The sequence below is a fragment of the Rhodovulum sp. 12E13 genome, assembly GCF_003340565.1.
Classification (GTDB): Bacteria; Pseudomonadota; Alphaproteobacteria; order Rhodobacterales; family Rhodobacteraceae; genus HLUCCA09.
The window spans coordinates 30,878-43,911 of the sequence record NZ_QPLK01000012.1 but is presented as its reverse complement, the minus strand read 5'-3'; the positions used below and the strand labels follow the sequence as shown (position 1 = coordinate 43,911).

Below are 13,034 nucleotides of genomic sequence, written 5' to 3'. Positions count from 1 at the left end.
GCCCTTGGCGCGGGCAGACCCCATCCTTCTGCCATGGACGCCACCCCCGACGACCCCGAGATCGACCTGACCGGCCAGCTCCTGATCGCCATGCCCGGCATGGCCGATCCGCGCTTCGACCGGTCGGTGATCTTCCTGTGCGCGCATTCCGCCGAAGGGGCGATGGGCCTTGTCGTCAACCATCCCGTGGCCGACCTCACCTTCGACGAACTGCTCTCGCAACTCGACATTACGCCCTCGGCCGTCGTGACCGGCGTGCCGGTTCACATGGGCGGGCCGGTAGAGCACGGGCGCGGCTTCGTCCTGCACTCGGCGGAATACACCGAGAGCGAGGCGACGCTGCAGGTTGGCGCCGAGTTCGGCATGACCGCGACGCTCGACATCCTCGAAGATATCGCGCAAGGACGCGGGCCGGCGCGGACGCTCATGGCACTGGGCTATGCCGGCTGGGGGCCGGGCCAGCTCGAGGGCGAAATCGCGCGCAACGCGTGGCTCACGGCGCAGGCGTCGTCGGAGATCGTGTTCGACACGCCCGCATCGTCGAAATGGGAGCGGGCGCTCGGCTCGCTCGGGATCGACCCTCTCACGCTCTCGGCCTCTGCAGGCCGGGCCTGACCGTCCGCAGGCAGGGCGCCCCCGGCGGCGGGGCGCCTGGCGGCCCCCTCATGCCGCCGCGCTCAACCCGCGCAGCACCGGGGTCAGCGCCTCGGCGACCTCGACATGCACCGCGGGGCCGAACGTGGCCTCGGCGATGTGGCTCTCAAACTCGGTAAACACCATGCCGCGCGTGCCTGCCTCCAGCGCGGCGCGGCTCGGGATCACCCGCACGAACTGCCGCGCGCGCACCGCGAGCCGTGTCATCATCGCCATGTCGACGAAGAGCGGGTCGTGCCCCTCCGCGATGCTCGTCGTCTCCTCCGGCGGCGCCGCCTCGCTCACCCAGAGCAGCACGACGCGGTTGCCCGCGGCGCTCATCAGCAGCTCCATCTGCGCCGACCACCGGCTCTGAAGCGCGGCGACGACCTCACCGAACCGCTCCGGCCGCCGTTGCTCCAGCTCGGTCAGGAGGTGGCGGGTAAAGGCGAACTCGGTGAAGTCCATCTCGGGGTAGAGCTGGCGCAGCGCCGGGGTCACGCCGAGAAACCGGTCGTTGCGGCGCGGATGGACGGTATAGAACGGATTGGACAGATTGTGCGCGCCCACGATCTGGACGACCACCGTCTCGGCCCGGCGCGCGGCGTCGAGCACCGTGTCATCGCCGGCGAAGGCGTCGATTCCGGCATTGATCACGCCCATGTTCACCGCCGCCAGTCCCAGCTGGTCGGCCAGCAGCGCCGGGAAGGGCCGTGGCACGAAGCGGCCGAACGTCTCGGTGCCGCCGATGAACAGGGTGTAGGGCGGCGAGAGCCGCGCCTTCGGCCCGCGGAACATCAGCCGCGACGTGCCGTAGCGACATGTGCGATAGTCGAGGGCACCGCCCCCCGGATGCTCGAAAGCCATCCCCAACCTCTCATTCCACTCACCCGAAGCCAGAGTGACCCGCAGGGGTTTACCGCTGGCTAACGGTCGAATTGTCTTGACCCGGGCCGCGCCTGCGCCCACGCGCCGCGTGGAGGGTGCTGCGGGTCTCTCTAGGCTCGCGCGCGAACGGGAAAGGACACGGCTATGGGCATCGAGAAGGTCGGTATCGTCGGCGCGGGCCAGATGGGCAGCGGCATCGCGCATGTCTTCGCGCTCGCAGGCTACGACTTGGTGCTGCAGGATATCGAGGATTTCGTGCTGACCCGCGCCATGGAGTCGATTCGCGGCAACCTCGACCGTCAGGTCAAGCGCGGCAGGATCTCCGAGGCCGACCGCGACGCGGCGCTCCGGCGTATCCGAACCACGCTCGACCTGCGCGATGTCGGGCCGACCGACCTCGTGGTCGAAGCGGCGTCCGAGCGCGAGACGATCAAGCAGGCGATCTTCGAGGATCTCGGGCCGCACCTGCGCCCGCACACGATTCTCACCTCCAATACCTCGTCGATCTCGATCACCCGGCTCGCCTCGCGCACCGACCGGCCGGAGAAATTCATGGGGCTGCACTTCATGAACCCGGTGCCGGTCATGCAGCTCGTCGAGCTGATCCGCGGCATCGCCACCGACGAGGAAACGTTCCGCACGCTCGAGGGCGTCGTCGAGCGGCTCGGCAAGACCTCGGCCACGTCGGAGGACTTTCCCGCCTTCATCGTCAACCGTATCCTGATGCCGATGATCAACGAGGCGGTCTACACCCTCTACGAGGGCGTCGGGAACGTGCGCAGCATCGACCGCGCGATGAAGCTCGGCACCAACCACCCGATGGGCCCGCTGGAGCTGGCCGATTTCATCGGCCTCGATACCTGCCTCGCCATCATGAACGTGCTGCACGACGGTCTGGCCGATACCAAGTACCGCCCCTGCCCGCTGCTGACGAAATACGTCGAGGCCGGCTGGCTCGGCCGCAAGACCGGTCGCGGATTCTACGACTACAGCGGCGACGAGCCCGTGCCGACGCGCTGACCGCCCCCGCCGGCCCGGGGGGCCAGCCCCCCGGACCCCCCGGAGTATTTCGGCCAAGATGATGCAGCAGGTCGGGTGGGGCGCGGCCGCTCGCTGGCGCGCGTCTCTCCCATCATCTTGGTGAAAATACTCCGGGGTCCGGGGCGGCGCCCCGGTCCGCCGGGGGGGATCGGCGCGGCGGCCGGGATGGCGCCCCGGGCGTGAGGAAGGGGCGCAGGAGCGCGACGGGATGGGTGCGCAGCGTCAGGCGGAGGGCGGCGTAGTCTTCCACCACCTGCTCCCCTTCCGTCATCGCGGGCAGGCAGGCTGCGGGTTCGGCGATGCCCTCGCCGTCGATGTCGCCGGCGAAGAGCGGCAGGGGCGCGGGCGCGCGCAGCGCCTTCGCGGCCCAGAGCGCGTCGCGGCGCGACAGGCCGAGGGGGGCGAAGGCGTCGGCCTCGGCCAGCTTTTCCAGAAGCGCGGGGGGCGTGCCGGCGCGGCGCCAGACGTCGTCGACCGTGCGGTAGCCGTTGCCGCGGGCGGCGGCGATCCAGTGCGCCTCGTCTTCGCGCAGCCCGGTGATCTGGCGGAAGCCGAGGCGCAGGGCGAGGCCGCCGGCGCTCTCTGGCGCGGGCTCCATCGTGCAGTCCCAGAAGCTGTCGGTGATCGAGACGGGGCGCACCTCGACGCCGTGGGCCTTCGCGTCGCGCACGATCTGGGCCGGCGCGTAGAAGCCCATGGGCTGCGAGTTGAGCAGTGCGCAGGCGTAGATGCCGGGATAGTGCCGCTTGAGCCAGGCCGAGGCGTAGACCAGCAGCGCGAAGGACGCCGCGTGGCTTTCGGGGAAGCCGTAGGAGCCGAAGCCTTCGATCTGGGAGAAACAGCGCGCGGCGAAGGCGTCGTCGTAGCCGTTGCGCTTCATGCCGGCGAGGAAACGGTCGCGCAGCTCCGAGACGTTGCCGTGCTTCTTGAAGGTGGCCAGCGCCCGGCGCAGGCGGTCGGCCTCGTCTGGGGTGAAGCCCGCGCCGGTGATGGCGATCTGCATCGCCTGTTCCTGGAAGAGCGGCACGCCGAGCGTCTTGCGCAGCACCTGGCCGAGCGCGTCGGAGGGGAATGTCACCGCCTCCTCGCCGTTGCGCCGCCGCAGGTAGGGGTGGACCATGTCGCCCTGTATGGGGCCCGGGCGGATGATCGCGACCTGGATGACGAGATCGTAGAAGGTGCGCGGGCGCATCCGTGGCAGGAAGTTCATCTGCGCGCGGCTCTCGACCTGGAAAACGCCGAGGCTGTCGGCGTCGCAGAGCATGTCGTAGGTGGCGGGGTCTTCGGGCGGCAGGGTGGCGAGCGTCAGGTCGCGCCGGTGATGCCGGGCGCAGAGGTCGAAGGCGCGGCGGATGACCGAGAGCATGCCGAGGGCGAGGATGTCGACCTTGAGGATGCCGAGGGAATCGATGTCGTCCTTGTCCCACGGGATGACGGTGCGGTCCTCCATCGTGGCGTTCTCGACCGGCACCAGCTCGTCGAGCCGGCCCTCGGTGACGACGAAGCCGCCGACGTGCTGCGAGAGGTGCCGGGGGAAGCCCTGGATCCGGGCGATCAGCTCGATGGTCTGGCGCAGGCGCGTATCGGCCGGGTCGAGACCGATCTCGCGCAGGCGGCTCTCCTCGATGCCGGCGACCGAGCCGAAGCCCCAGATCTGGCTGGAGAGGGCGGCGACGGTATCTTCCGTCAGGCCCATGGCGCGGCCCACCTCGCGGACGGCGCGCTTGCCGCGGTAGTGGATGACGGTGGCGCAGAGGCCGGCCCGGTGGCGGCCGTAACGGGCGTAGATGTGCTGGATCACCTCCTCGCGGCGGTCGTGCTCGAAGTCGACGTCGATGTCGGGGGGCTCGCCCCTGGCCTCGGAGACGAACCGCTCGAACACCATCGTGCCGATCTCGGGCGATACGGAGGTCACGCCGAGGCAGTAGCAGACCACCGAATTGGCGGCCGAGCCGCGGCCCTGGCAGAGGATGTTGCGCGAGCGGGCGAAGGCCACGATGTCGTGCACGGTGAGGAAATAGGGGGCGTAGCCGAGCTTGCCGATGAGGGCGAGCTCGTGCTCCATGAGGCGCTGCACCCGCTCGGGGGCGCCGGAGGGGTAGCGCCACGCGAGGCCCTCGCGGGCGAGGCGGGCGAGGCGGGACTCGGCGGTTTCCTCGCCCACGATCTCGGAGGGGTACTCGTAGCGCAGGCTCTCCAGCCGGAAGGTGCAGCGGCGGGCGATCTCGGCGGCGCGGCCTACCGCCGCCGCGTGGGGGCCGAGCAGGCGGCGCAGTTCGCGCTCCGAGCGCAGGCGCTGCTCGCCGTTGGCCAGCGCGGTGCGGCCGAGTTCCTCGACGCGACGGCCCTCGCGGATCGCCGTCAGCACGTCGGCGAGGCGACGCTGGCGGCCGTGGTGCATGCGGGGCGCGGCGGAGGCGACCGTCGGCAGGTCGAGGTCGCGTGCCATGGCGGCGAGCCGGTCGAACCGCTCGGCGTCGCGCCCATCGTAGCTCGGCGCGAGCACGAGCGCGCAGGCGCCGGGGAAGCGGCGCGATAGCCGGCGCGCCTGTGGCGCCCAGTCGCCCGCGCCGCGCGGCGCCGCCTGTCCCCGTGGCCCGGCGGCCAGGTGGGGCGGGCTGTCCTTTCCCGGCGGGTGGAGCAGCAGCTCCATCCCGTCACCCCATTCGATCAGGTCGTCGAGGTGGAGCAGACACTCCCCCTTCGCCGCCCGCAGCCGCCCGCGCGAGATCAACCGGCAGAGCCGGCCCCAGGCGGCGCGGTCGCGCGGCAGGGCCGTCACCGTGAACCCGTCGGACAGGCGCAGGCGGGCGGCCGGCAAGAGGGCCGGGACGTTGCGGATGTCGGGCCCCGGCGCGCGGGGGGCGCCCGCGGGCCGGGGCGGGCCGATCTCGCCCTCGCGCGCCTCCTGCGCGGCGCGCTCGGCCACCACGCGGGCGATCTCCTTGAGACGGGTATGGGCGCGGACGATGCCGGCGACGGAGTTTTCATCGGCGATGGCGATGGCCTCCAGCCCGGCCAGCGCGGCGCGCTCGGCATAGTCCTCTGGATGGGAGGCGCCGGTGAGGAAGGTGAAATTGGACGTGGCCGACAGTTCGGCGAAGGGCATCGGCGCCTCCGGGGGAATCGGGCGGGTCGGCGACAAGAATATTCATGTTTTGTTCTTTTTCGAGTCTTCCCGTGAGGGCCTGGGGCCTGGGGCTTGGGGCGCGAGGCGCGGGGCCGCTGCGGGGGCGAACGGCCGATCCACCCGCCACGAGCGGAGCGCGCGGGGCCACGCCCGACAGGGGGGCGGGCGATTCCCATCGGGCCGCGTATCCCCTGCTGCAGGATTTCGATCGAGCCGGCCTCGTGTCGCGCGGGCGCCGGCGGTCAGGGGCGCCGAAGGCTCTCGCGCAGAAGCCCTCGCCACGGGCCATCGCCCCTTGCACCCGGCGCGCGTGCGGCGGTCATGGGGGCGGAAGGCCCCGGCCGCGCGCTGCCGCTCGAACAGGGGCGCTCAGGCCGCGCGGAGGAGTGGCGCGAACTCGGCCAGAACCGCCTCGTAGACGGGCCGCTTGAAGGCGACGATGTGGGCGGCAAGCGCCTCGGGCGGCAGCCAGCGCCACCGGGAGAACTCGGGGTGGTCGGTCGCGATCTCCACCTGGTCGTCGCGCCCGAGAAAGCGCAGCAGCAGCCATTTCTGCTCTTGCCCGCGATACTTCCCGCCCCCGACGCGGCCCAGAAGGTGCTCGGGCAGGTCGTAGCGCAGCCACCCTTCGGTCTCGGCGAGCACGCGCACGAGATCCTCGGTCACGCCCGTCTCCTCGCGCAGCTCCCGCAGGGCGGCCTCTCGCGGCGTCTCGCCCCTGTCGATCCCGCCCTGGGGCATCTGCCATGCCGGCTCGTCGGAATCGAGGCGCTGGCCGACGAAGACATGGCCGGCGGGGTTGGCGAGCATGACGCCCACGCAGGGGCGATAGGGCAGGGCGGATGGGTCGGCGGACATGCCGCGACTAGACCGGGCCGGGGCGCCGCGTTCAAGGGGAAAGCGCGCGAGCCTGAACCGTCGGGGCGCGCGCGCGGTGGTCGGGCGTCGAGCCGCGGGCTTCTGCCATGGCGTTGCCCTCCGTCTCGCGGTATCCGGCGGCCGACGTTTCCCACAGTATGCGCATGCCGATGGTCGCCCTCTTCCGGTTCCTTGGATCGCCCGCCGCTGCCAAGCCCGGCACGGGGCGGGTCGCGCCGGCTTTGGCGGCGCTCGCGGTCCCGTCCTGCCGGCCCGCCGGGGTGCCGGCATCGTGACGGCGCGCGACGGCAGGCCGGAGCTCGTCGATCTGCGCTCGGCGGGGCCGGCACGGCGCGAGGCCGTCCTCGCGCTCAACGCCCGGCACGAGGTCGAGACGTCGCGGCTGGATGCCGCCCGTCTGGAGGCGATGCTCGCCGCTGCCTGCCTCGCCCCGGCACGGGCCGACGGGGCGGCCTTCCTCATCGCCTTCGACGAGCGGGCCGACTACGACAGTTCGAATTTCGCGTGGTTTCGCGCCCGGCTCGACCGGTTCGTCTATGTCGACCGGGTGGTGGTATCGGAGGCGTTGCGCGGTCGCGGCGTGGCGCGCGCCCTCTACGGGGCCGTGATCGACCACGCCCGCATCACGGGGCGCGGGCGCGTTGCCTGCGAGGTGAACGCGGTGCCGCCCAACCCGGCCTCGGATGCCTTCCACGCCGCGCTCGGCTTTCGCGAGATCGGGCGCGGCGCTTTCGGGCCGGACAAGGTGGTGCGCTACCTCGTGCGCGAGGTCGGCGCGGGATGAGCCGCGCGCATCGCCGCATGGACGGCGCGGTGCCCCGGCGGCAGGAGCGCAGGCGATGACGCGCTTCCTGATCCTGCAGTTGCGCCCCGAACGCGAGGCGGCCGACGACGAATACGCGGCCTTCCTCGACAAGGGCGGGCTGAGCGAGGCTGAAACGCACCGCATCCGCCTCGACGCCGAGCCGCTGCCCGAGGGGCTGGACCCTGCCGGCTACGCGGGGGTGATCGTGGGCGGCGGGCCGGGCTGCATCTCGGATGCGCCGGAGGACAAGACGCCGGAGGAGGCGCGGTGCGAGGCCGCCTGCCGCTCGCTGATGCCGCGGATCGTCGGGGGCGACGTGCCGTTTCTCGGCTGCTGCTACGGCATGGGCCTGCTGGCCGACCATCTCGGCGCGGAGGTATCGAAGGCGCGCTATTCCGAACCGGTCTGTGCCGCGCCCGTGCGGCTGACCGCCGAGGGCGCGGCGGACCCGTTGCTCGAGGGGATGCCCGACCGTTTCGACGTGCTCGTGGGCCACAAGGAGGCGGCGCAGGAGGTGCCGCGCGGCGCCGCACTGCTTGTCGAGGGCGCGGCCTGCCCGGTGCAGATGATCCGCGCAGGGCGAAACGTCTACGCCACGCAGTTCCACCCCGAGGCGGATGCGCAGATCTTCGCCCGGCGGATCGAGATCTACAAGCATCGCGGCTACTTCGCGCCCGAGGAGGCGGAAGCGCTGGCTCTCGCCGTGGCGGGGGCCAATACCGCCCTCGCCCCGCGCGTGCTCGCGAACTTCGTGCGGCGTTACAGAACAGGGTGAATCGTTCCTTCACGCTCCCGTGAGCGCCCCCGGCTCTGGACACTGCCGTTGCGGGAGCCATGTTGCGGCTCCGGGCCGGAGAGCCCACGTCTGGACCAGCCTCGAGCAGAGGGACTTGCCGATGAACATCCACGCCTCCGACATCACTGCCGACACTCCGACCCGCGAGGAGGCCGCCCGCGCGCTCGAGACGCTGCGCGCCTGGGCCGGCGCCGCCACGGCGGAGGAGCGCGCGGCGCTGGGCATGGAAAGCGTGGCCTATCCCGCGATGTCGCGCCGCTACGATGCAGGCTTCGTTGCCGACGAGGCCTACCGCGCAACCCTGCCCGACCTGCAGAACGGCCCCGAAAGCCTGATCAAGGGCGCGCGGCGGCGCATCCAGCATGTCGGCATTTCCAACTTCCGGCTGCCGCTTGCCTTCGCCCGCGGCGACGGCGGCAGCGTGATGCTCGACACCTCGGTCACCGGCTCGGTCAGCCTCGAGGCCGAGAAGAAGGGCATCAACATGTCCCGCATCATGCGCTCATTCTACGCCGAGGCCGAGACCGGGGGGCGCACGGGCCCGGACGTGGCCGAGGCCGTGCTCGACGCCTACAAGCGCGATCTCGGCAGCCTCGACGCCCGCCTGATGCTGCGCGCGTCCGTTCCGCTCGAGGTGGCGGCCCTGCGCTCGGGTCTCACGGGCTGGCAGTATTACGACGTGGCGTGGGAAGTGGCCGAGCAGGAGGGCACCCGCCTGCGCGCGCTGCATCTCGACTATGTCTATTCCTCGACCTGCCCCTGCTCGCTGGAATTGTCGGAGCACGCGCGCCGCGAGCGCGGGCAGCTCGCCACGCCCCACTCGCAGCGCTCGGTCGCGCGGTTGTCGATGGCGCTCGACCCCGACGCCTTCCCGATGGCGGTGGAGGACGCGGTGGAGCTGTGCCGCGGCGCCGTGCCCACCGAGACCCAGGTGATGGTCAAGCGCGAGGACGAGCAGGCCTTCGCCGAGCTCAACGCGGCCAACCCCATCTTCGTCGAGGACGCCGCGCGCCTCTTCGCAGAGGCGTTGATGGCCGATGTGCGAGTGGGCGATTTCCGGGTCGTGGCCAGCCATCAGGAGAGCCTGCACAGCCACGACGCGGTAAGCGTGCTGACCGAAGGCGATACCTTCGCCGGCGCGAGCGTCGAGCCGCATCTCTTCGGCAGCCTGATCCACCGAGGCTGACACCCGGCACGCGCTTCGGTGTCGTCGACCCTTGCGCGGGCACCGCGCCGGCAAGGGCAGCGGCGAGGCCGGCGGCCGAGGTGACGGCCGCCCGCGAGTGAGGCGGGGCGGTGGCCGCCCATCGCGAGGGCCGGCCCGTGGCCGGCACGCTTGACAGCCCCGCCGGGCCGGCCCAACGCTCCGCGCCATGCTCGACCTGCGCCCTATCGGATACGTGATCGGCCTGCTCGTCGCCGTTCTCGGGGCGTCGATGCTGGTGCCCATGGCGATGGACATCTTCGCCGGCAACGGCCACTGGCCCGCCTTTGCCGAGAGCGCGCTGGTCACGATGGTCGTGGGTGGCTTCCTCGCGCTGGCCTGCGCAAACGCCATGACCGAGGGGCTGACGCTGCGCCAGACCTTCGTGCTGACGTCCCTCGTCTGGCTCGCCCTGCCGCTCTTCGGCGCGCTGCCCTTCGTGATCGGGGCGACCGAGGCGCGGTTCGTCGATGCCGTCTTCGAGGCGATGTCGGGGCTGACGACCACGGGCGCCACCGTCTTCACCGGCCTGGACGACCTGCCCGAGGGGCTGCTGCTGTGGCGCGGCCTGCTGCAGTGGTTCGGCGGCATCGGAATCATCATCGTGGCGATGGTGTTCCTCCCCGAGCTGCGCGTCGGCGGCATGCAGATCTTCCGCTCCGAGGCGTTCGACACGCTGGGCAAGATCCTGCCCCGTGCCGCCGAGATCGCCGCGCGCATCTTCTGGATCTATGTCGGGCTGACGCTGGCGGCCTTCCTCGGCTTCGTCGGGGTCGGCATGGGCGCGTTCGACGCGCTTGTGCACGCGCTCACCTCCATCTCGACGGGCGGCTTCTCGACCCGCGACGCCTCGTTCGGCGCGTTCCGCGGCGCGGCGGAATATGTCGCCGTGGTGGTCATGCTGCTCGCGAGCCTGCCCTTCGTGCGCTATATCCAGGTGCTTGCGGGCACGGCGCGGCCGCTTCTCGTCGACAGCCAGATCCACGCCTACCTCGCCACGATCGGCATTCTCGTGGTGGCGCTCGCGCTGTTCCAGGTGGCGGGCGACGGGCGGGCGCTCGAGCCGAGCTTCCGCGAGGCGCTGTTCAACGTCACCTCCATCATCTCGGGCACGGGCTATGCCTCGACCGACTACCAGCTCTGGGGCGCCTTCGCGGTGACGCTGTTCTTCTTCATCGGGCTTGTCGGGGGCTGCGCCGGCTCGACCTCCTGCTCGATCAAGGTGTTCCGCTACCAGCTCCTGTTCGCCTCGATCACCGCGCAGATCCGCTCGATCCACTCGCCGCGCGGCGTGTTCGCGCCGCATTACGCCGGGCGGCCCGTGCCCGCGGACGTGCTGAACTCGGTCACCGCCTTCTTCGTCTTCTTCATCGTCTCGCTGGGGCTGCTGTCGGTTGCGCTCGGCATGACCGGGCTCGACTTCACGACATCGGTCTCGGGCGCGGCGGCGACGCTGGCCAATATCGGCCCCGGTCTCGGCGACCATATCGGGCCCGCGGGCAACTACGCGGGCCTGAACGACGCGGCCAAGTGGCTGATGTCGGGGGCGATGCTGGTGGGGCGGCTCGAACTCCTCGTGGTCTTCGTTCTCTTCACGGCCAATTTCTGGCGTGACTGAGCCGCCGCGCGCCCGATCGGCGCCTGGTCGGACGGGGCTGCCGGGATCATGCGTATTTCGAACAGAAAGAAACCCGGGTCGCGCCCGTCTCCCAGGGACCGGAGAAGCGCGCATGCCCTGCGCTTCTTTCTGTTCCAAATACGCGATTCCGGCGGTCGCCGCCCGCGCGGCGGCTGGGCGGGGCGGGTCAATCCCAGCAGTTCACCTGGACGGCCATGTCGGCCGCGAGGTCGGCGAGTGCTTCGGGGTCGCGCGGCGCCTCGCTCTCGGCGGCGCGGGCCGCGAGACCGGCATCGGAGAGGAACGCGACGATCGCGGGCACGTCGACGGCGAAGGCGACGCCTTCGGGCAACCGGCGCGCATCCGTGGCCCCGCCCGCGGCCCCTTCCGTGTCGGCTGCGAGCGCGCCGACGACGCCGCCGGCGCTGTCGAACACGGGGCCGCCCGCGTCGCCTGGCAGGGCGGCGAGGTCGAGGCGAGCGAGGCTTTCCTCGCCGCCGAGGCCCCGCGTGTCGGCGAGCGTGCCGTAGGTCAGAAGCGGCAGCGACAGGGCGTCGCCGTAAGAGAAGCCGGCCACCGCCACCTCGGCCCGGATGCGCGGTGCCGCGGAGCGGAAGGCGGCCACCGCGCGGGGGGCGAGCGCAGTGTCGGGGCGCAGCAGGGCGAGGCCCAGCCCGGCGTCCCGGGCGGCGACGCGCGCCTCCGTCTCGCCGCCCAGAGTGACGCGGGAGCAGCCCGCGACGGCCTCGTCCGTGGTCAGGACCGCGCCGCCCGCATCGACGAAGAAGCCCGTGCGCGTGCGCTCCGGGCGGCGCAGCTCGAGCCCGGCGAGCAGGTCGACCGAGGGCTCGCGCGCATCGCCCGCGCGCGCGGCGTCGGGCAGGACGGCGGGCAGGCGGGTGAAGCTCTCCTGCATCCGGTCGATCACCGCCTCGATCACGCGCGGCTCTCCATCGCTCCAGACGAAGGTGAAGCCCTTGATCGCGCCGCCCTCGAGCCGCGCCTCGGTGTGGCTGTCGAGGCCGGGCGAGGTGCCACGGATGGTGAAGGCGCGTGCGCTGCGCTCGCGCGGCCCCTCGGCCGGCACGATCGCGAGCGTCTGCATGATGTCGTAGAGGCCGAAGAGCGTGGCCTCGTCGCCGGCCTGGCTGATGAGCAGCACCCGCATCCCCGAGCCGTCGGTCGCGTCGTAGTGGACGAAGGGCGCCTCGGTGCGGGCATAGGCGACGCGGGCCGTCGGCATCACCATCTCGATCCCGGCCTCGGCGCTGCGCACCGGCGCGAGGCCGAGCGCGTCGAAGGGCGCGCGCCAGGCGGCGATCAGCTCGGCGCGCTGGGCGGTCGTGAGCACGCCGGTGACGGGGTAGCCCTGCGCCTGCTGCCACTCCGCCATCCCGGCGCGGGTGCCGCGGCCGAAGGCGCCGTCGATCCCGGCGGAGTAGTGGCCGAACCATTGCAGCGCCTCCTGAACCTCTCGCCGTTCCTCGCCCGAAAGGAGGAGTTCATTGCGGCGGGCCTCGTCGGGCGTCTCGTCCGGCACGTATTCCGGCTCGGCCGGCTGGGCCACCTCCGCCTCGGGCGCGGCGGCGGGTTCCTCCGGCGCGGTGCGAGCGGTCGCCGGCGGGGCGAGGGCACCCGCGCCCACCGGCCAGAAGCGCTGGCCGTAACTCGCGCCGTCGGAGATGTAGCTGTCGGGGGGGATCTGCCCGGCGTTGCGCAGCGCCACGAGCTCGGCCCGGGCGAGCGGTGGCTCGAACGGGCCGAGGGCGATGGCATACCAGCCCGAGCCGAGGCGGAAGCCCGCGACGTTGTCGAAGCGCTGACCATAGGTCTGCGCGCGGGCCTGCGCCTCGGACAGCGTGCGCGCCGCCTCGACCTGCACCCAGGCGCTCTGCTGCGCGCGGGCGGAGGCGGGGTGCAGGGCAGCGGCGCCGGCGACGGCCATGGCGACGACGAGGGCAAGGATACGGGGCACGGGCAACCATCCTGACAGGGCGGGCGAGTGGGCCCGCGTTCGGCGGCGGACGATAGCAAAGCTCG

General features: G+C 72.0%; 10 protein-coding genes. 6 read left to right on the top strand and 4 right to left on the bottom strand.

Translation table 11 applies throughout. From position 1 onward, the window contains the following. Positions 1-33: 33 nt before the first annotated feature. The gene (locus DLJ49_RS11935; protein WP_115393782.1) at positions 34-615 is read left to right on the top strand and encodes a YqgE/AlgH family protein; all 582 of its coding nucleotides are present in this window, start codon (positions 34-36) and stop codon (positions 613-615) included. A 48-nt stretch (positions 616-663) separates the two neighbouring features. On the opposite strand, the gene DLJ49_RS11930 is transcribed toward DLJ49_RS11935, so the two are convergent. Further along, positions 664-1,500, bottom strand: a complete 837-nt coding sequence (locus DLJ49_RS11930; RefSeq protein ID WP_115393781.1) for a DUF6473 family protein — start codon at positions 1,498-1,500, stop codon at positions 664-666. Positions 1,501-1,665: 165 nt separating this feature from the next. Here DLJ49_RS11930 and DLJ49_RS11925 point away from each other — a divergent pair, with 165 nt between their 5' ends. Then, positions 1,666-2,541, top strand: a complete 876-nt coding sequence (locus DLJ49_RS11925) for a 3-hydroxybutyryl-CoA dehydrogenase (protein WP_115393780.1) — start codon at positions 1,666-1,668, stop codon at positions 2,539-2,541. 112 nt (positions 2,542-2,653) lie between these two features. Here DLJ49_RS11925 and DLJ49_RS11920 read toward each other — a convergent pair whose 3' ends face one another. Both DLJ49_RS11920 and DLJ49_RS11915 read right to left on the bottom strand, forming a co-directional pair. After that, a complete protein-coding gene (locus DLJ49_RS11920; RefSeq protein WP_115393779.1) occupies positions 2,654-5,671 on the bottom strand; it encodes an error-prone DNA polymerase in 3,018 nt (1,005 codons plus the stop codon). 390 nt (positions 5,672-6,061) lie between these two features. Beyond that, positions 6,062-6,550: an RNA pyrophosphohydrolase gene (locus DLJ49_RS11915; RefSeq protein ID WP_115393778.1), complete on the bottom strand. Its 489-nt coding sequence runs from the start codon at positions 6,548-6,550 to the stop codon at positions 6,062-6,064. Between the two features lie 292 nt (positions 6,551-6,842). Between DLJ49_RS11915 and DLJ49_RS22110 the strand changes: the two genes are divergently transcribed. The 4 genes from DLJ49_RS22110 (at position 6,843) to DLJ49_RS11895 (ending at position 10,994) form a co-directional block, all read left to right on the top strand. Then, complete coding sequence (locus DLJ49_RS22110) at positions 6,843-7,355, top strand: GNAT family N-acetyltransferase (RefSeq protein WP_199533362.1); 513 nt, start codon at positions 6,843-6,845, stop codon at positions 7,353-7,355. A 55-nt stretch (positions 7,356-7,410) separates the two neighbouring features. Continuing rightward, positions 7,411-8,151, top strand: coding sequence for a glutamine amidotransferase (locus DLJ49_RS11905; protein ID WP_115393776.1), 741 nt, complete (start codon positions 7,411-7,413; stop codon positions 8,149-8,151). 121 nt (positions 8,152-8,272) lie between these two features. Then, a complete protein-coding gene (folE2, locus tag DLJ49_RS11900; RefSeq protein ID WP_115393775.1) occupies positions 8,273-9,358 on the top strand; it encodes a GTP cyclohydrolase FolE2 in 1,086 nt (361 codons plus the stop codon). Positions 9,359-9,545: 187 nt separating this feature from the next. Beyond that, positions 9,546-10,994: a TrkH family potassium uptake protein gene (locus tag DLJ49_RS11895; protein ID WP_115393774.1), complete on the top strand. Its 1,449-nt coding sequence runs from the start codon at positions 9,546-9,548 to the stop codon at positions 10,992-10,994. Between the two features lie 187 nt (positions 10,995-11,181). Here the strand turns inward: DLJ49_RS11895 and DLJ49_RS11890 are convergent, their stop codons facing one another. Continuing rightward, positions 11,182-12,969 (bottom strand): serine protease, encoded by a 1,788-nt coding sequence (locus DLJ49_RS11890; protein ID WP_233488977.1) that lies wholly within the window; start codon positions 12,967-12,969, stop codon positions 11,182-11,184. Positions 12,970-13,034: the final 65 nt, after the last annotated feature.

What these genes read in the sequence shown, in the direction of transcription:
- folE2 (WP_115393775.1), top strand. Translation starts at nt 8,273, where the DNA reads ATGAACATCCACGCCTCCGACATCACTGCCGACACTCCGACCCGCGAG.
- DLJ49_RS11920 (WP_115393779.1), bottom strand. Translation starts at nt 5,671, where the DNA reads ATGCCCTTCGCCGAACTGTCGGCCACGTCCAATTTCACCTTCCTCACC.
- DLJ49_RS11895 (WP_115393774.1), top strand. Translation starts at nt 9,546, where the DNA reads ATGCTCGACCTGCGCCCTATCGGATACGTGATCGGCCTGCTCGTCGCC.
- DLJ49_RS11930 (WP_115393781.1), bottom strand. Translation starts at nt 1,500, where the DNA reads ATGGCTTTCGAGCATCCGGGGGGCGGTGCCCTCGACTATCGCACATGT.
- DLJ49_RS11925 (WP_115393780.1), top strand. Translation starts at nt 1,666, where the DNA reads ATGGGCATCGAGAAGGTCGGTATCGTCGGCGCGGGCCAGATGGGCAGC.
- DLJ49_RS11915 (WP_115393778.1), bottom strand. Translation starts at nt 6,550, where the DNA reads ATGTCCGCCGACCCATCCGCCCTGCCCTATCGCCCCTGCGTGGGCGTC.
- DLJ49_RS11905 (WP_115393776.1), top strand. Translation starts at nt 7,411, where the DNA reads ATGACGCGCTTCCTGATCCTGCAGTTGCGCCCCGAACGCGAGGCGGCC.
- DLJ49_RS11935 (WP_115393782.1), top strand. Translation starts at nt 34, where the DNA reads ATGGACGCCACCCCCGACGACCCCGAGATCGACCTGACCGGCCAGCTC.